The sequence below is a fragment of the Candidatus Flexifilum breve genome, from assembly GCF_016713355.1.
In genome coordinates, this window is sequence record NZ_JADJPI010000004.1 from 802,755 (window position 1) to 820,922 (window position 18,168).

Here is an 18,168-nt window from a genome sequence, read left to right on the forward strand (position 1 = left end):
CCGGACGCGTTCCAATCCGTCACGAAAACGGCGTAACGAACATAACAAGCTGACCGGATCGGCGTTGGGATCAAGCCGGATCGCGGACAGCATCTCCCCTTCCTAAGCTGTTCTAAACCATTACGACATGTCTCGAAACTGTTTGAGACTGTGGGGGAAGATTTAGCCCGCTTGTGCGAAACGAGCGCGACCTGTATACTAGGATTAGCTAACAACCAACTGAAAATCAGCGTTAAAGAAACGTGTTTATCGTAAGTTTTAGAGGATAAAAGCATGACCGCGAATGTACAGCGTCGGGACCACACGCCGCCCCCGCCGCTTGAGGAGGGGTATTGGGCGGCGCTGTTACATGAAGGGGAATTCGCGGAAACCGTTCCAGTTGAAGACCAGCACCACTCGCAGTCGAGCGAAGCTACCGAAGATTACATTCCCCCGATGTCGGTCGAACCGCAGGGTTCGGACTGGGATGAAGTCCGCCGCATTATGCAGGATGACGAAGTTATCGATTTACTGGTCTCGGGTTATAACCGCGGCGGTCTACTCGTCGAATGGCGGTCGCTGCGCGGGTTCGTCCCCGCCAGCCAACTGCTCGACTTTCCGGCCACCTCTAACGATCTCGCCCGCCGCAAAACGCTGCTGAATCGCGTGGGACAGCAGCTCGTTTTGCGCGTGATCGAACTCAACGAAGAACAGAATCGCTTTATTCTCTCAGAACGTGCTGCTAAAGCGGAACGTGGCGAACGCGCGGACATCCTCGCGCGCCTCAGCACGGGCGACAGCATCTCCGGTAAGGTCACCAACCTGTGCGACTTCGGCGCATTCGTCGACCTCGGCGGGCTGGAAGGCTTGATTCACATCAGCGAACTGAGCTGGGGGCGCGTCGGGCATCCCGCGGATATTCTGGAACGTGGGCAAGAAGTCACGGCCTACGTGCTGGAGGTCAATCAGGAAGCCGGGCGCATCGCGCTCAGCCTCAAACGTCTGCATGACGACCCGTGGGAAACGGTGCACCTGCGCTACCAGATCGGCGAAAACGTGCAGGGCGTGATCACCAATGTAGTCGATTTCGGCGCGTTTGCCCGCATTGAGGAAGGCCTGGAAGGGTTGATCCACGTCAGCGAACTGGCGGAGGGGCATTTCCTCCACCCGCGCAACGTCGTCTCGGAGGGGCAGGAGATCAACGCCCGCATTCTGAGCATCGATGGACGCGCGCGACGCCTCGGGCTCAGCCTGCGTTCCATTTCCTAGTAGGGTAAACCGTTGGCTCAGGGTAAATCCAGTAAAGTCGAGGCGAAGAAGCCCGACACAAAAGCGAATAACAAGACGGCCAAAGCCGCACCACCGCCCGTCGAGGATCGTTCCGACCGGCTTGACAAATACACCGTCAAGCCGGAGTTCTGGGATACGATTCTCGACGCCCTGCCGCCGTGGGGCGACGAGATCGCCGCCATTGTGCTGATCATCTTCGGCGTGATGTCGTTCCTGTCGCTGCTCAATGCTTCCCCGGATGCGAGCGTCGCCGCGGCGTGGTCAAGCGCGCTCACGGGGCTGTTCGGCTACGGCAGCGCCATTGTGTGCGCGGGCATTTTCGGCCTTGGCGTGATTATTCTGCTGCCTAAGCTCGGCATCGTCATCCGCTTTCCGACACGGCGCATACTCGCGCTGGAGATCGCCTTCCTGTCGGCGTTGGCGCTGCTGCACCTGCTGGCCGGCGAAACCGAACTGCGCGCATTGGCGCGGCTCGGGCGCGGCGGCGGTCAGGTTGGCTGGGCGCTCTCGTCGATTATCACCAGTCTGCTCGGGTCGGGCGTGGCGCTGGCCGTGTATGGCGCGCTCTTCGTCATAGCGATTGCGATGGTCATCGGCATCCGCCGCGCCACCGTGATCAACTTCTTGAGCCGCATCACCACAGCGCTGCGCGACTCCGCTGACCGCCTGCGCCCACCGCCGGAAGCCGAACCTGAAATCAAAACCACGCTGGATACTGCGCTCAAGCCGGATACCACCGTCGTCATCGATCAGGCAGGCGTCCCGGCGCTCGTACCCACCGCCAGCGCGGCCAATGTGCAGCGCGTCAAGGCGTATGGCATCATGCGGATCCGCGTGAAGCCCGACAATCTGCCACCTTCCATGCGCCCCGGTGTGGCGACCGCTGCCAGCACGGTCGACGCGGCGGAGGACGCCGAAGCACCCATCGATGTGTCGCAGCACCCGCTGTTCCAGCGCCGCGAAACGGTCGCCAATTTCAACGCGATTGGCACGCGCCAACCCGCCAAAAAGGGCACGCCGCAGATGGTCGAGCGCCCCGATGGCCGCGTGAAGCGCTATTTCACCGTCGAAAACATGCGCGAAGCCCGGCAGGTCGGCAAGCGCGATCCGCATCTGCCCGCACTCGATTTGCTCCACGACATCGATCTCCAGCTCCCCGAAGAGAGCGAGATCAATCACAACGTCGTGCTGATCGAAAACACGCTGCTCGAATTCGACATCGATGTGGATGTGGTCGATGTGCGCGTGGGCCCGACCGTCACGCAGTTCGCGATTCAGCCCTTCCGCGAGTCGACCAATACCGAAGGCGAACTCGCCTTCAGCCGCACGCGCATCAACAAGATCGTCAGCCTGTCCAGCGACCTCGCGCTCGCCCTATCGGCTAAGCGCTTGCGCCTCGAAGCGCCCGTCCCCGGTCACAGCTACATCGGCATTGAAGTGCCGAACAAGAAGCCGAGCACGGTCGCGCTGCGGTCGGTCTACGAGAGCAAAGCCTATTTTGAGCAGGCGCAGAAGAAGAAATCGCCGCTCTTTATCCCGCTTGGTCGGGATGTATCTGGTGCGCCCGTCGGCATTGACTTGGCGACCATGCCACATCTGCTGATCGCCGGGACAACCGGCTCGGGCAAGTCGGTGTGCATCGCGGCCATGGCGACTTCGCTCGTCATGGACAACTCCCCCGGATCTGGTCAAGTTGGTCATGCTCGACCCGAAAATGGTGGAACTCAGCCGCTTCAACGGCCTGCCGCATCTGCTCGGCAACGTGGAAACCGAACTCGAACGCATCATCGGCGTGCTCCGCTGGTGCACGCGCGAAATGGATCGGCGCTACAAGATTCTCGAAGAGAACGCCGCGCGCAACATCGACATCTACAATTCACGCCTCGGGCGCAAGAAGCGTGACGAATACATGCCGTACATCGTTATCCTGATCGACGAAATCGGCGATCTGATGCTCTCGCAGCCGGACGAAACCGAAAAGACCATCACTCGTCTCGCCCAGATGGCACGCGCGGTCGGCATGCATCTGGTCGTGGCGACGCAGCGCCCCAGCGTTGACGTTATCACCGGATTGATCAAGGCGAACTTCCCCTCGCGCATTGCCTTTGCCGTCGCTTCTGGCACCGACTCGCGCGTCATCCTCGACTCAGTCGGCGCGGAAACGCTCATGGGGCGCGGTGACATGCTCTACCAAGCCGCCGACGCGATGGCACCGCGCCGTTTGCAAGGCTGCTGGGTTACCGACGACGAAGTGCGCGGCGTGGTCGAATACTGGAAGGCGTGGAAAGAGAAAGAAGATGCCAAGAACCCCGGCCCGGATTATCAACCGGCCCCGTGGGAACGCGGCCTGACGCGCCGTGAAGTCCTCGCGGAAACCGATCCCATGCTCGAACAGGCGATCAGCGTGGTGGTGGCGGAAGGCGAAGCGTCCGCCTCGCTGATTCAGCGCAAACTCAACCTCGGCTATCCGCGCGCGGCGCGCATCATGGATTTGCTGGTGGAATTAGGCGTGGTCGGCGAGTTCAAAGCGGATCGCCGCAGCCGTGAGGTGCTCATTAAGCCCGGCACCGACCCCTTCAAAGACATTGTCGAGAAGCGGCTGAACTAAAAAGACTAAAGACTCAACGCAAAGACGCGAAGTCGCTAGGGCGCAAAGGAGCGAAGTTCAATCGCACTTTGCGTCTTCGCGTCTTCGCGTCGTGGCGTCTTTGTGTTGAATCTATTCTTGGTCGTTTATGAAGCGAGGGGGACGATGCACTCCGGCGTGTCCATACCCGCCTTGTTGACCGCCTTCGACACTTCGTACGCAGTCATCAGCTTGGGGTCATAGCCCCGCATCAGCGATTGCAGCTTAGGCACGGCGACGTTATCGCTCAGCCACAGTCCATAATCCTCACGTCGCAGGATCACGGGCATGCGGTCGTGAATCGGCTGCATGAACTCGTTGGCGTCGGTCGTCAGCACGCTGAACGTCCGCAGTTCCTGACCTTCGGGACTCGTCCAGATGTCCCACAAGCCCGCCATAGCGAACACTTCGCGGTCTTTCAGCGAGATAAACATCGGCGCTTTGCCGTTTTCGCGCTGCTGCCATTCGTAGAAGCCACTCGCCGGGATCAAGCAGCGGCGACGGCGGAACGGCGTGCGGAACGACGGCTTTTCCGCCGCGGTTTCCGAGCGGGCATTGTTCATTTTCGCGCCAATAGAGGGATCCTTCGACCATGACGGAACTAACCCCCAGCGCAAATACGAGATTTCGCCCGGCTTCTCGTTGGTGATGACGGGCAGAGTCTGCGTCGGAGCGATGTTATAGCGCTGGCCGCCAATCTCCAGAACGCCCGACAGATTAAACTCTTGCTGGATCAGGTTGGGATCGGCAATCAGAACGTAACGACCACACATCGAATTCGCTTCCCTTATCTCTTCTTACCACGCTTGGGTTCGGGTCCCTTCCCCATCTCCGCGATCTGGCGCACCATCGCCAGCGCCGCCAGCCCCAGGCCGATCACATCGCCAGTCTGCACGCGGTTCGAGCCGTCTTGCGGCTGACCGTTGTCGTACGCAGCCCGCGTGTACATGTAGGCCGAAATCAACCCGAACAACAGCCCGGCCGCCGCGCCGATGATATAGGACTGGGTTTTCCACGCATCGTTGCGCGGGGTGGGGTTAGGAAGAAGATTGCTCATTTGATCCCTTTCGTGATGGGCTTCCAAAATTGCTGAGTTTGTCGATGAAGGCGAAGCGCGAATTTACATTGATTGAGACGCGCGCCGCCCGGTCGGTGAGGCTGTAGGTGCGGTCGCGCAGTTTGACGGTCACGCCTTCGATGCGGCTCATCGTCTGCGCCGTCTTATCGTGCGCGCGGCCCATGCCGACGACCATCAACACCATGAGCAGGTAGATCGGGAACATGCAGAGCACCAGCGGGCACAGGATGAACAGCGTCAGGAAACATCGCTGATCACGCCAATCCGCGCCCCACCCTGATTAGCGGCGATCACCAGCAGCAGCACCAGCAGCAGAATGCCGCCCGCAAATGGCAGATAGATGGCCAAACGGGTCTGCCGCCGATGTTCGCGGATCGTCTCAGTTTGAGGTGAGGTCATTTCAGCCCTATCTACGCAAATTTTGTAACAAACTACATTATAACGCGCGCGCATAAGACAGGCAATAGGCGCGCGCGGCTTTGTCAGCTAAAATTCATCTTCGCTGAAAATCGCCAATCACGCGTACCTCGCTTGTGAGGTGCGGCGTATGCACAGAAAACCAGGTATAGCTATGACCCACTTGCATTTTTCGCCGGAAGTCAAAGCGGCGCTCGCCGACCAGCGCCCGATCGTGGCGCTCGAATCTACCCTCATCACCCACGGGCTGCCCTACCCGACTAACCTCGATACCGCCGCGGCCATGGAAAACGCCATCCGTGAGGCCGGGGCGACGCCCGCGACGATTGCGATTCTCAAGGGCCAAATCACCGTCGGCTTGACGGCTGATCAACTCTCTATGTTGGCCGAAGCCCAAAATGTGAGGAAATGCAGCCGCCGTGACCTGCCGATTGCGGTCGGCTTGGGCGAAGACGGCGCAACCACCGTCGCCGGGACGATGATCGTCGCGCACAAGGCGGGCATTCCCGTATTCGCTACGGGCGGCATCGGCGGCGTGCATCGCGGTCAGCCGTTCGATGTGTCCGCCGACCTGATCGAACTTGGGCGCACCCCCGTCGCCGTGGTGTGTTCTGGCGCGAAATCGATTCTCGACCTGCCGCTCACGCTGGAAGTGCTGGAAACGCAGGGCGTGCCGATCATTGGCTTGGGAACAGATACCCTTCCCGCCTTCTACCAGCGGTCGAGCGGCCTGCCGATTGATGTGTGCGTCGAGACGCCCGCGCAGGTCGCCGCGATCATCAAGGCGGCGCAGGTGCTGGAAGCCAAGCATGGCATTCTGATCGCCGTGCCCGTGCCCGCGGAAGAGGAACTCAAAGAGGACGCCGAAGCGGCGATTGAACAGGCGACGAAGGAAGCGCATGACCTCGGCATCGTCGGCAAGCGGATCACGCCGTACGTGCTCGGGCGCGTAGCCGAACTGACCGAAGGCAAGTCGCGCGGCGCGAACACCGCCCTGCTCATCAACAATGCGCGCACCGCGGCGAGTATCGCCATCGCGCTCAAGAATTGAACCACAGAGAACACAGAGAAGAAACCAGGGTCTAGAGATGCCACTGCTGGCTTGATATGCGTGCTCTTGTACCTCTCTTCTCGTGATCTACTCTGTGTTCTCTGTGGTTAACCATTTTTGTGTATAATCCCGGCGTGTATGGAAGGACACTTTATGCTGATTCGCGTTGAAGGACGCCAACCGCTGAACGGAACCTACCGCCCATCGGGGAATGCGAACGCGGCGCTGGCGTTGATCGCGGCGGCGCTGCTGACCGATCAGCCGGTGACACTGCACAACGTGCCCAAGACCGCCAGCACGCACGCGGCGATCAGCGCGGCGAGCGCCATGAGCGTGTCGGTGACGTGGACGGATGAGGCGACGCTGACCATCAAAGCCGATCAACTGACGCGGCGCGTGCTCACCCACGAAGACACGGATGTGTCACTCGGCACGATGCTGCTGGTCGCGCCGCTGCTCGTGCGGCGGCAGGTGGCGCGACTGGAACTCGATTTCCCGCTTAATCGCATCCGCCCGCACCTCGAAGCCCTGCGCGATCTCGGCCTCGATGTCGTCAACAGCAGCGACGCGGTCGAGATCAAAGCGGCAACGTGGGAGAAGCGCGACATCATCCTCACGCAGGCCAGCGTCACCGCTACCGCAATCATCATGCTACTGGCGGCACGGCTCGGCAAGGAAACGGTGATCTACAACGCGGCCTGCGAACCCCATGTGCAGGAACTCGCGCACATGCTCACGGCGATGGGCGCGCGCGTTGACGGCATCGGCTCGAACCTGCTGCGCATCTTCGGCGTACCCGAACTCAGCGGGACGGAATGCACGGTCGGCGCGGACCACATCGAAGCGGCGAGCATCGCCGCGATGGCGGCGCTCACGGGTGGTCGCGTGCAAATTGACGGCATTCGCGGGCGCGACATGCGCGCCATCGCCAAAATCTACTGGCGACTGGGCATTCAACTTGACATCGACGAGAGCACGATCTTCGTACCGCGCCACGAGAAGCTGAACGTCTCCAACCGCGAAGAAGATGTCGACTCATCGATTGAAACCGCGCCGTGGCCCGGCTTCCCGTCCGATCTGGTCGCGGTCGCCACAGTGATCGCGACACAGGCGCGCGGCACATCGCTGATTCACGAGAAGCTGTTCGCCAACCGTCTGCTGTTCGTGGATAAGCTCAAAGCGATGGGCGCGCAAATTGTGCTGTGCGACCCGCACCGCGCCATCGTCGTCGGCCCGACGCCCCTCCGCTCGGTCTACATGGACACGCCCGACGTGCGCGCCGGGTTAGGTCTGCTGGCGGCGGCGCTGGCCGCAGACGGGATCTCCAACATCGACAACGCGAACGTGATCGAGCACACGTTTGCGGGCGTTATCGGCAAACTACAGGCGTTGAACGCGAAGATCACGGTCGAATGATGCAGCATGTGACGGTCACAGGTGGCGACGGTGTGCCCGTCGTTTTGCTGCATGGATGGGGCGCGAACCTTCAGTTGATGCAGCCGTTAGCGGATCGCCTTGCGCCGCTCGGTCACACGGTTCATCTGTTCGATCTGCCCGGCTTTGGCGAAACCCCACCGCCATCTGTCGCGTGGAGCGTACCTGACTACGCGCAGTGCGTGCTCGAAGCGCTGGACGCGCTCGGCCAAGCTAAGTTTCACTTGGTCGGGCACTCGTTCGGCGGGCGCATCAGCCTTGTGCTCGGCGCGGAACACCCGGAACGCATCGGCAAAATCGCGTTGATCGACAGCGCAGGCGTGCCCAACCCGCCGAATCCATCGGCAAACACGCGGCTGACTATTTACAAAACTATCCGCGACACGCTCTACAAAGTCGGCGCAAAAAGCTTGGCCGACGGTCTGCGCACGTGGTACGGCCAGCGCTACGGCTCAAGCGATTTCAATGCCGTGAGCGGCGTCATGCGCGAGACCTTCGTCAAGGTGGTCAACCAAGACCTGCTGCCCTACGCCGCGCGGATCAAAGCGCCAACGATTCTGCTGTGGGGCGAAAACGATCAAGATACACCGCTGTGGCAGGCAAAAAAGCTCGAACAGACCATCCCTGACGCGGGATTGATCACCTTCCCCGGCGCGGGGCACTACAGCTATCTCGAACGTCCCGCCGAAACTGTCCGCATCCTCGACCACTTTTTCAAGCACTGACACGGAGCGTCAAGCATGTGGGGAATCAAGCAGCAGATCGAAACGCCCTTCGGAATCAACGTTTTGGTTCGGCCATTGTTCGGGTTGCGCCGATGGGTCTTGAATTTTAGTGGGCGGATTCCGACCAAGAGGCTTTTCAGGCGACCGAAGCGCCAGAGATGCAAAACCTCGGGCTTCGATAGCGACAGTGGCACATCGCAAATACTTTGAAGCGCATTGGGGGGGGGGGGGGGGGCTGGGAACTTCGACCAGCTTTCAGACGGCGGAGGGACCGCCCGGACCACCCCGGGGCTCGCGAAGCCGTGACTATGGTCAACCCAAGCTACCCTGCAATCCCGCATGGGGGCGGTCATGCTCTCTTATAAGCTCAGTGACCAGAAATCGGGGAAAACGCAGCTTGGCTTTGCATCTGAGTAACGTGGAATCTCAACATGCTTGATGTTTTAAGTCTTGTTATAACGCTAATCTGGATCGCCGGGACGTGCGTCCGCATATACCGACAGGCGCGCTTCTACCAGATTGAAGAGTACATGAGCGGGCGTTATCTGCGCTGGCTGTTCGCCAAACGCGACCGCTGGCTGCCGACGCGCCCAAACGCCGCCGCGCTGATCGGCTCGGTGTTTGCGTTCCTCTCCGAAGCGCCGGAGAGCGTCTTCCCGGCGATCATCGGCATCGTCGCAGCACTCATCGCGGTCATTCCACCCGGCGAAGGCGAAATCAAGAAGAAGTTCCGCGCCACCGACCGCGCTAAACGCATGTTGGGCGCGGCGTTCGTGGTGATGGCGCTCGTCATGCTACTGATATTCGCGGGGCTCGTGAGCGCCATCAGCAATGTCGAATTTCGCGGCATCGCCCTCACACTGGCGGGTCTGCTCGTCTTCCTGTGCGCGCCGCTGTTCCTGATCGCGGGCAATCTGCTCATGACGCCTGTCGAAGCTTTCTTCCGGCGGCAGTTCATTAACCGGGCACAGCGCGTGCTGGAACGCGTCAACCCGACCGTGATCGGCGTCACGGGCAGCTACGGCAAGACCACGACCAAAACCTACATCGCGCACATCCTCAATGGGCGCTACCATGCCTACCCCACCCCCAAAAGCTACAACACGCTCATGGGCGTGTGCATCGCCATCAACAACGACATTGCCAACGACCAGCGCGTCGAATACTTCATCGCGGAGATGGGCGCATATGTGCCGGGAGAAATTCAGCGCATCGCTGAACTCACGCACCCAACGATTAGCGTGGTGATCGAAGTCGGCCCGCAGCATCTCGAACGCTTTGGCAGTTTAGAAAACGTGGCGATTGCCAAGTACGAAATCATCAAGGCGCTGCCGCCCGATGGCGTGGGCGTATTCAATTGGGATAACCCGTATGTCCGCCAGATGATCGAGCGTGGCTACCCGGCGACCCGCCTCACGGTCAGCAAAACCGTTGATCCCGCCAATCCGCCGCCGAATCCGCCGCGCTTCGTCGCCTCGGAGATCAACGAAACGCTCGACAACCTGATCTTCCGCGTCACCGATCTGGAAACGGGCGCAAGCGAGGTGTTCGTGACTTCGGTCATCGGCGAGCACAATGTCACTAACATTCTGCTGGCAACGGCCGTCGCCGTGCATGAAGGCATGTCCCTCAAAGAGATCGCCGGGCGCGTGCGCGGCTTGCAGCCCGCCGAAAGCCGCCTGACGCGGCAGGTGGATGCCAACGGCGTGACCGTGATCAACGACGCCTACAGCGCCAACCCGGTCGGCGTGATCGGCTCGCTCAAGGTGCTGGCGCTGCACCAGACAGGCAAGCGATTACTCATCACCCCCGGCATGGTCGAACTCGGTTCGCTCATGGAGCAGGAGAATCGCAAACTCGGCGAAATCGCGGCGCAGCATGCCACTGACGTGATCCTCGTCGGCGCGCAACAGACCGAACCGATCAAAGCGGGCTTACTGAGCGCGGGCTTTCCCGCCGACCGTTTGCGCGTGGTCGAAACACTGGCTGAGGCGGTGAATTGGTATCAGAGCAACTTAAAGGCAGGCGACACCGTATTATTCCTAAACGATCTGCCAGATACCTATTCAGCGTGAGGATATTATGCCCTTTGCGAGTACACCGCTCATCGCCCTATCGCTCGTGGTGATGATTTTCGGGGTTGTCGCGTCTTTTGTGCCCGTCGTGCCGGGAACCATATTAGTCTGGGCGATCGCGACGATTTTCGCCGTACTTGACCAGTTCGTCCATATCACCGTGCCCGCTGTCGTCGTCATGACGGTGCTCATGCTCATCAGCCTCTCGCATGATGTCTGGCTGCCCCTGATCGGCATCAAGTCGTCCGGTCTCTCGTGTCTCGGCGCGGTCGGCTTGACCGTCGGCGGGCTGATCGGCACCTTCGCCATTCCGCTGCCGCTGGTCGGATCACTGCTCGGCGCGGTCGCCGGGGCGTTGATCGTCGAATTCATCAAAATGCGCCAACTCCGCGGCGCGGTCAAAGCGGGGACGGTCGCTGCTAAGTTGTTTTTCATCGGCTACGTCATCGAAGTGGGGTCGGCCATCGCCGTCTTCGTCGTGTATTTGTACAGCGTATACTCAACGGCGGGTTGAGAAGCCCCCCGCCGATGCGCTACAATGGGGCGCGTGTTGACCAACGTACAGGACTCCAATGGCAGCAAAACGTAAACAGACAGTCGGCGTGATCTTCGGCGGGCGCAGCGTGGAGCATGACGTATCCATCGTCACCGGTCATCAGATCATGCAGGCCTTTGACCCCGAATATACCGAAATCGTCCCGATCTATATTGATCGTGAAGGCCGCTGGTTCACGGGTGAACCGCTGCTCAATCTGAAAAACTACACCAACGAGATTCCCAGCCTGGCGGGTGTGCTGCCCGTCGCGCTCTCGCCGAGCGTGCAGCACCACGGGCTGATCATCAACCCATCGCCGACTGGTTTGTTCGCCAAAAGCCAAATCAAGCGCTTGGACGTCGTTTTCCCGGCGATCCACGGCTCGCACGGCGAAGATGGCACGCTGCAAGGTCTGCTGGAAATGGCGGACATTCCCTACGTCGGCTGCGGCGTGATGGCCTCGGCCATCGCCAATGACAAAATGATGACGAAAACCGTGCTGCGCGAAGCGGGCATCGCCGTGACGGACGGCGTGTGCTTCACCCGCAACGAATGGCAAGCGGATTCCGACGCGGTGATCAAGCGCATTCACGCTGAACTGCATTACCCGCTGTTCGTCAAACCCGTCACGCTCGGGTCGAGCATCGGCATCTCTAAAGTCAACGACGAGCGCCTGCTGCGCGCCTCCATCGACGTGGCCGCCAACCTCGACCGCCGCATTCTGGTCGAAAGCGCCGTGCTCAATGCGCTGGAAATCAACTGCTCGGTGCTCGGCGACGACCGCGGCGTACAAACCTCGGTGCTCGAACAGCCCGTCTCATGGGACAACTATCTCACCTTCGAAGAGAAGTATCTGCGCGGGGGCGACGGCATGAAAAGCGCCGAACGCATCATCCCCGCACCCATCAGCGATGAACTGACCGCCAAGATCAAGCGGATGGCCGCTGACGCCTTCCGCGCCATCGACGGACGCGGCATCGCCCGCATCGACTTCCTCGTGCAGAAGGACACCAACGTCGTTTTCCTGAACGAATTCAACACCATGCCGGGCTCGCTCTCGTTCTACCTGTGGCAGCCCTCCGGGCTCTCCGGGCGCGACCTCGTCAACAAGCTGGTGGCGCTGGCGCGCGATGCCAGCGCCGACAAACGCCGCAACACCTATAACTACCAAACGAACCTCGTGTCACTCACCGCTTCACGCGGATTAAAGGGCGCTAAAGGGGCAAAGTCGAGTCGAGTAGAAAGCAAAGAGTAAACTGTGCCCTATCAATCCGGTGGAGGACGCCGCAACAATGTGCAGCTCGGCGTCGGTCAATCGATCTGGGCGGGCACGCCGCCGCCCGCGATTCCGGAGCGGGTCCTCGACGGGATTCCCGGCTGCGCCACCTATCTCGCCCTCCTGCTGTCGATAGCGCTGGCGGTCGCGTTTCCGCGCGTGCTGCTGTGGATCGCGGTCGGCTTCGCGCTGTATTCCGCCTATCGCTTCCTCATGGCGGGCGTCGCCAATGTGATCGGCCTGCGCAAGATCAAGCAGTGGCAGAAGATCGACTGGTGCGAGATGTACCAGAAACATGCCCCGCCGGATGCGCTCAAGTGGGACGATGTCAAATACATCGTCATCATCCCCAACTACAAAGAGCCGCTCCATGTGCTGCGCGACACGCTCGACTCGCTGGCGGCGCAGTACGAAGCAGGCAAGCGCATGATCATCTGCATGGCGATGGAAGCCGCCGAAGCGGGCTGCGCGGAAAAAGCCGAGCAGCTTCAGCTCGAATACGCGCACAAGTTCCACGGCTTCTATGCGACGATCCACCCGCGCGGCCTCCCCAACGAACTGCAATCCAAATCCGCGAATCAGGCGTGGGCGGGGCGCTGGATCAAGCGCCGTCTGATCGACGAACTCGGCTATAACATCGACCATCTGATCGTCGTGACGATGGATGCCGATACCATGTGGCATCCGCGCCACTTCTACGCCCTTACCTACTTGTTCGCCATCAACCCTGACCGCTATCTGTCGTTCTGGCAGTCGCCGATTCGCTATCACGGCAACATCTGGGAGATCAACCCACTGCTGCGCACAGTCAACGCCTACGCGACCGCGCTCGAACTGGCGTATCTGGCGCATCCGTGGTGGATTCCCATGCCGATGTCGTCCTATGCGCTCAGCCTGCGCCTGCTGGATTCCAGCGGCTACTGGGACGCGGACGTGATCGCCGACGAATGGCACATGTTCATCAAGGCGTACTTTGCGCGCAATGGTGAAGTCAAACTCGTGCGCGTCTTCCTGCCGTTTCTGGCGCAGGCCACGGGCGGCGACACGCTGCTGGACGCCATCAAAAACCGCTATCTGCAAACCCTCCGGCACGCCTGGGGCAGCAAAGAAGTCGGCTTCATGGTCGCCAAGATGCTGGAGCATCCCGAAATGGATATGCGCCCGACGATCCGCCTGTTGTTCCGCATCGCGCACGACATTCTGCTGGCAGGCGCGGGCTGGGTGATCATCACCGTGGGGGCGCAGCTGCCACTGCTGCTCAATCCCGGTCTGCTGACCGAAATCGCCGCCGAAGGTTTCCGCAATCCCCTGTTTGCGCTGCTGCAGGTTGGCTTCATCCTCGTGTCGGTGCTCGGTGTCGTGTTCTGGTATCAGGATGTGATCGTGCGGCCGCCCCGCCCCGCGAACTGTCCGCAGACCATCCAGGAGCGCATATTGACGCTGCTCAGTTTTCCGTTACTGCCCATCCTCACGCTGATCTTTGTGGCGATCCCGACCATTCAGGCGCAGACCCGCCTGTTGATCGGCATGCCGCTCCAGTTCCGCGTGACCAAGAAGATTTAGGCCAGCACCAACATTCGTCGCGTAGGGATCGCCCCTACCCTAACAACGCAGAGGAGATCAATATGTCGAAAGTCGGCTATATCGGGCTGGGCATCATGGGCGCGTCGATTGCGCGCAACCTCATGAAGGCCGGGCATGAACTGGTCGTGCACAACCGCAGCCGCCAGATCGTCGATCAGCTGGTAAGTGAGGGCGCAACCGCTGCTAGTTCGCCCAAAGAAGTCGCGCAGCAGGTCGATTTCATCTTCACCAACATCCCCGATTCGCCTGACGTCGAAAAAGTCGTACTCGGCGAAAACGGGATCATCGAAGGCGCGCATGCCGGGCTGATCTACATCGACAACAGCACGATTAAGCCGGAATTGGCGCGCGTGCTGGCGGATAAACTCGCGGCAGTCGGCGTCGAAGCGTTGGATGCCCCGGTCAGCGGCGGCGATGTCGGCGCGAAGAACGGCACGCTCACAATTATGGTCGGTGGCACGCAGGCCGCCTTTGACCAAGCCGCGCATCTGTTCGCGGGCATGGGCAAAGCGTGGGTGCTGGTCGGTGACGCGGGCGCGGGTCAGATCGCCAAAGTCTGCAATCAGATCATCGTCGGCGCGCAGATGGTCGGCCTCGCCGAAGCTCTGATCACCGCGCAAAAAGCGGGCGTCGACCCGCGCCGCGTGGTCGATGCGATCAAGGGCGGCGCAGCGCAAATGTGGACGCTGGATGTCAAGCCACCGCGTCTGTTCGCGGGCAACCGCGGCCCCGGCTTCAAAGCCTACATGCAGCACAAAGACCTCGGCATCGTGCTCGATACGGCCAAAACCTATGGCATTCCCCTGCCCATGACCGCTGTGATCATGCAGTTGTACGAAGCGATGCTCCAGCAGGGCAACCGCGAACTCGACAACAGCGCGATCATCAGCGTGTACGAGTCGCTGACGGGGATTAAATTAGTTGAGGACTGAACTAAAAGGACTGAGGACTGAGTAACAATTTCTCGAACCGCCCGGTTTCCCGGTCGCAGTTCTTTACTCAGTCCTTAGTCCTCAGTCCTCGGAACTGATCCTCTGTTTCACCCCACATAAACCGTATAATAAGATCAGTGAAGACTAACCCAAAGTAAAACCGCCGTGAAAGAGCGTCTACAAAAATTACTGGCCCAGGCGAATATCGCCTCGCGCCGCACTGCCGAGGAATATATCGAGCAGGGGCGCGTGCGCGTGAACGGCGTGGTCGCCAAGCTCGGCGACAAAGCCGATCCCACGACTGACACCATCGAACTGGACGGCGACAAGCTCAAGTTCAACCAGCGCCCGATCTATATCGCGGTGAACAAGCCGCGCAACATTCTGGTGACCCACAAAGCGCATAAAACCGACGAGCGCGACACGATCATCGACATGATCGGCCGCAAAGAGCGCCTGTTCCCGATTGGCCGCCTCGACGCCGACAGCGAAGGTCTTGTCGTGCTGACCAATGACGGCGAACTCGCGCAGAAAATCACACATCCGCGCTTCCGCCACACCAAGACCTACATCGTCGATGTGTACGGCATCCCCGACGAGGCCGCGCTTGAAAAGTGGCGCGGCGGTCTGTTCATCGAGGATGAACGCACCGCGCCATGCTTTGTCGAAATGACGAAGAGCGGCAACGGCATCGGCACCCTGCGCATCATCATGATCGAAGGCAAGAAACGGCAAATTCGCCGCGTCGCCTCCGCGCTCGGTTTTCCGGTGCGCAAGCTCGTCCGCACGCACATCGGCCAGCTCGAACTGGGCGATCTGCCCGTAGGCGAATGGCGCGAACTTTCCGACGAAGAGGTTAAGCTGCTGCAAGCCCCGGCACCGCAGATAAAGCAGATTGGCGCACGCCCCTCGCGCCGCCGTGAGGACGAAGGCCGTCCGCGCTGGCGTAGATCAGAGGGGGCCAGCGCGGATGTCGAAGATCGTCCGCGCCGCTCGTCGCTCTCGCGCTTCCGGGATGAGGCAGATCGCGAAGAACGCCGCGCTGCGCCCCGTCCGCGCCGTGACGATGAAGCGGGGGACCGCCCCCGCCGTTCAGCGGATTCTGGGGATCGCCCTGCGCGTCCGCGCCGTGATGGTGATGGCGACGACCGTCCGCGTTTCCGTCGTGATGAGAGTGGCGAAGATCGTCCGCGCCGCAGTGCTAGCTCCGGTGACCGTCCCTATCGCCCGCGTCGTGACGGTGACACCACGGAGCGTCCGCGCCGCACTGAAGGCAGCGGTGACCGTCCTTATCGCCCCCGTCGTGATGGTGACTCCACCGACCGTCCCCGCCGTACTGAAGGCAGCGGCGATCGCCCTTATCGCCCCCGCCGGGATGGCGACTCCACGGATCGTCCCCGCCGTACTGAAAGCAGTGGCGACCGTCCCTTCCGCCCGCGTCGTGACGGTGACACCACGGAGCGTCCGCGCCGCACTGAAGGCAGCGGTGACCGTCCTTATCGTCCGCGTCGTGATGGTGACTCCACCGACCGCCCACGCCGTGAAGGCAGTGGTGACCGTCCTTATCGTCCGCGTCGTGATGGCGACTCGACGGAGCGTCCGCGCCGCGAAGGCAGTGGTGACCGTCCTTATCGCCCACGGCGTGATGGTGACTCCACGGATCGTCCCCGCCGTACTGAAGGCAGTGGCGACCGTCCTTATCGCCCACGGCGTGATGGTGACTCCACGGATCGTCCTCGTCGTACTGAAGGCAGCGGTGACCGCCCTTATCGCCCCCGGCGTGATGGCGACTCCACCGACCGTCCGCGCCGCGAAGGCAGTGGTGATCGCCCCTTCCGCCCCCGCCGTGATGGTGACTCCACTGACCGTCCGCGCCGCGAAGGCAGCAGTGACAGTCCCTATCGCCCCCGCCGGGATGGTGACTCCACCGACCGCCCCCGGCGGGAAGGCGACTCCAGCGACCGTCCGCGTCGCTCACCGACCTCACGTCCGCCACGGGAAGGCGGATCGAGTGATCGCCCGCGCCGTCCGTCGTCGGGCACGTCGCGCCCGCGCCGCGATGATAGTCCAACCCGTCCGCGTCGTTCCAGCAATGACGCGCCTCGCCCACCCCGTAAGCGCAAAGACGAAGACGAAGAATGACCGAGAAGATCCTCAGCGTCCAGGAATATGTCGCCATGCAGCCTCAGCTGGCATGGCGACGCCAGTTAATGCGCGCTTGGATGCGCGCGACTTTCCGTCTGTTTACAAAGATCACCGTTACCGGGACGGAGAATATTCCGCCCAGCGGCGGTACGATTCTGATGATGAATCACATTTCGTCGCTCGACCCGATGTTGTGCATGGTTACGGTGCAGAACCGCTTCGTCGTGCCCATGACCAAAATCGAAAACATGCATATCCCGGTACTCGCCCAGTTGATCCGCTTCTGGGGCGCGTACACTGTCGAGCGCGGGGAAGTCGACCGCACCGCGCTCATGAACTCGATTGAGTTGATCAAGAGTGGTGCGATGATTCTGATTGCGCCAGAAGGTCATCGCCAGAAGAATGGCATGGTGCAGCCTAAAGAAGGCATGACCTATGTCGCGACCAAAGCCGACGCGATCATCCTGCCGACCGGACTGAGCGGCGCTATCGGGTGGGATCATAACCTCAAGCGGTTCAAGCGCACGCACATCAACGTGCATTTCGGCAAACCGTTCAAGTTCAAGACGGGCGGCAAAGCCCGCGTCTCCCGCGACGAACTGGCGCAAATGACCGAAGAAGCCATGTATCAACTGGCGCTCGCTGTTCAGGACGAGGGTCTGCGTGGCGTGTATCACGATACCAGCAAGGCGACCACCGAACTTCTGGAATTCGTAAATATTTAACGTAACCGCGAAAAAACGGCTCGCAAGTGCTTGCCACCGCGTCACTTTCCCGCTACTATTCGATCCATAAGATGAAAGTGGAGGTGACGCGGGCAGCATCAGCTTGGAGAGCGAATAGCGCATGGCCCTGCTTCGGCAGGGTGACGAGGTGGCGGTTTCTCCCTTCACCGGGAGACTAAGCTCCGAACTCGGGGCGAAAATCGAAAGATCAGCGGATGCCGTCAGGACGACCCACCGTCCTCGTTTGCTTCTCCCCCATATCAAGAAAGGCGACCCGTGAAACAGCCGGAAAACCG

At 60.9% G+C, this 18,168-nt stretch carries 15 protein-coding genes and 2 pseudogenes; 13 read left to right on the forward strand and 4 right to left on the reverse strand.

Annotation, left to right across the window (positions count from 1 at the left end; translation table 11 throughout):
- Nucleotides 1-273 precede the first annotated feature (273 nt).
- The 3 genes and pseudogenes from IPK17_RS04385 to IPK17_RS04395 all read left to right on the forward strand — a co-directional run bounded on the left by IPK17_RS04385 (nt 274) and on the right by IPK17_RS04395 (nt 3,877).
- Complete coding sequence (locus IPK17_RS04385) at nt 274-1,248, forward strand: 30S ribosomal protein S1 (protein WP_343416444.1); 975 nt, start codon at nt 274-276, stop codon at nt 1,246-1,248.
- A 1,095-nt stretch (nt 1,249-2,343) separates the two neighbouring features.
- Nucleotides 2,344-2,928, forward strand: a pseudogene (locus IPK17_RS04390) (DNA translocase FtsK); the annotation flags it as partial.
- 40 nt (nt 2,929-2,968) lie between these two features.
- Nucleotides 2,969-3,877 carry an FtsK/SpoIIIE domain-containing protein gene (locus IPK17_RS04395; RefSeq protein ID WP_343416445.1) on the forward strand — a complete coding sequence of 303 codons (909 nt, stop codon included), beginning with the start codon at nt 2,969-2,971 and terminating at the stop codon, nt 3,875-3,877.
- Nucleotides 3,878-4,002: 125 nt separating this feature from the next.
- Here the strand turns inward: IPK17_RS04395 and IPK17_RS04400 are convergent, their stop codons facing one another.
- From IPK17_RS04400 to IPK17_RS04415, 4 genes are read right to left on the reverse strand one after another with little or no spacing between them, the layout of a single operon-like run.
- Nucleotides 4,003-4,668 carry an SOS response-associated peptidase gene (locus IPK17_RS04400; RefSeq protein WP_343416446.1) on the reverse strand — a complete coding sequence of 222 codons (666 nt, stop codon included), beginning with the start codon at nt 4,666-4,668 and terminating at the stop codon, nt 4,003-4,005.
- Nucleotides 4,669-4,682: 14 nt separating this feature from the next.
- The gene (locus IPK17_RS04405) at nt 4,683-4,952 is read right to left on the reverse strand and encodes a hypothetical protein (protein ID WP_343416447.1); all 270 of its coding nucleotides are present in this window, start codon (nt 4,950-4,952) and stop codon (nt 4,683-4,685) included.
- On the reverse strand, nt 4,933-5,178 hold the full coding sequence (locus tag IPK17_RS04410; RefSeq protein WP_343416448.1) for a hypothetical protein: 246 nt from the start codon (nt 5,176-5,178) through the stop codon (nt 4,933-4,935). Before IPK17_RS04410 ends, IPK17_RS04405 begins: the two co-directional genes overlap by 20 nt.
- 32 nt (nt 5,179-5,210) lie before the next feature.
- Nucleotides 5,211-5,372 (reverse strand): hypothetical protein, encoded by a 162-nt coding sequence (locus tag IPK17_RS04415; protein ID WP_343416449.1) that lies wholly within the window; start codon nt 5,370-5,372, stop codon nt 5,211-5,213.
- Between the two features lie 172 nt (nt 5,373-5,544).
- Between IPK17_RS04415 and IPK17_RS04420 the strand changes: the two genes are divergently transcribed.
- From IPK17_RS04420 to IPK17_RS04465, 10 genes and pseudogenes are all read left to right on the forward strand, one after another.
- The gene (locus IPK17_RS04420) at nt 5,545-6,441 is read left to right on the forward strand and encodes a pseudouridine-5'-phosphate glycosidase (RefSeq protein WP_343416450.1); all 897 of its coding nucleotides are present in this window, start codon (nt 5,545-5,547) and stop codon (nt 6,439-6,441) included.
- A 153-nt stretch (nt 6,442-6,594) separates the two neighbouring features.
- On the forward strand, nt 6,595-7,857 hold the full coding sequence (locus IPK17_RS04425; protein WP_343416451.1) for a UDP-N-acetylglucosamine 1-carboxyvinyltransferase: 1,263 nt from the start codon (nt 6,595-6,597) through the stop codon (nt 7,855-7,857).
- On the forward strand, nt 7,854-8,600 hold the full coding sequence (locus IPK17_RS04430) for an alpha/beta fold hydrolase (protein ID WP_343416452.1): 747 nt from the start codon (nt 7,854-7,856) through the stop codon (nt 8,598-8,600). The genes IPK17_RS04425 and IPK17_RS04430 overlap by 4 nt, the downstream gene beginning before the upstream one ends.
- Before the next feature lie 431 nt (nt 8,601-9,031).
- Nucleotides 9,032-10,675: a Mur ligase family protein gene (locus IPK17_RS04435; protein WP_343416453.1), complete on the forward strand. Its 1,644-nt coding sequence runs from the start codon at nt 9,032-9,034 to the stop codon at nt 10,673-10,675.
- 7 nt (nt 10,676-10,682) lie between these two features.
- Nucleotides 10,683-11,189, forward strand: a complete 507-nt coding sequence (locus tag IPK17_RS04440; protein WP_343416454.1) for a DUF456 domain-containing protein — start codon at nt 10,683-10,685, stop codon at nt 11,187-11,189.
- A 58-nt stretch (nt 11,190-11,247) separates the two neighbouring features.
- Nucleotides 11,248-12,465, forward strand: coding sequence for a D-alanine--D-alanine ligase family protein (locus IPK17_RS04445; protein ID WP_343416455.1), 1,218 nt, complete (start codon nt 11,248-11,250; stop codon nt 12,463-12,465).
- Nucleotides 12,466-12,468: 3 nt separating this feature from the next.
- Entirely contained in the window at nt 12,469-14,049 is a 1,581-nt protein-coding gene (locus tag IPK17_RS04450) for a hypothetical protein (protein ID WP_343416456.1), read from the forward strand.
- Nucleotides 14,050-14,078: 29 nt separating this feature from the next.
- Nucleotides 14,079-15,002 (forward strand): annotated as a pseudogene (locus IPK17_RS04455) (NAD(P)-dependent oxidoreductase); the annotation flags it as partial.
- Nucleotides 15,003-15,167: 165 nt separating this feature from the next.
- Nucleotides 15,168-17,144, forward strand: a complete 1,977-nt coding sequence (locus IPK17_RS04460) for a pseudouridine synthase (protein ID WP_343416457.1) — start codon at nt 15,168-15,170, stop codon at nt 17,142-17,144.
- Nucleotides 17,141-17,872 (forward strand): lysophospholipid acyltransferase family protein, encoded by a 732-nt coding sequence (locus IPK17_RS04465; RefSeq protein WP_343416458.1) that lies wholly within the window; start codon nt 17,141-17,143, stop codon nt 17,870-17,872. The genes IPK17_RS04460 and IPK17_RS04465 overlap by 4 nt, the downstream gene beginning before the upstream one ends.
- Nucleotides 17,873-18,168 lie beyond the last annotated feature (296 nt).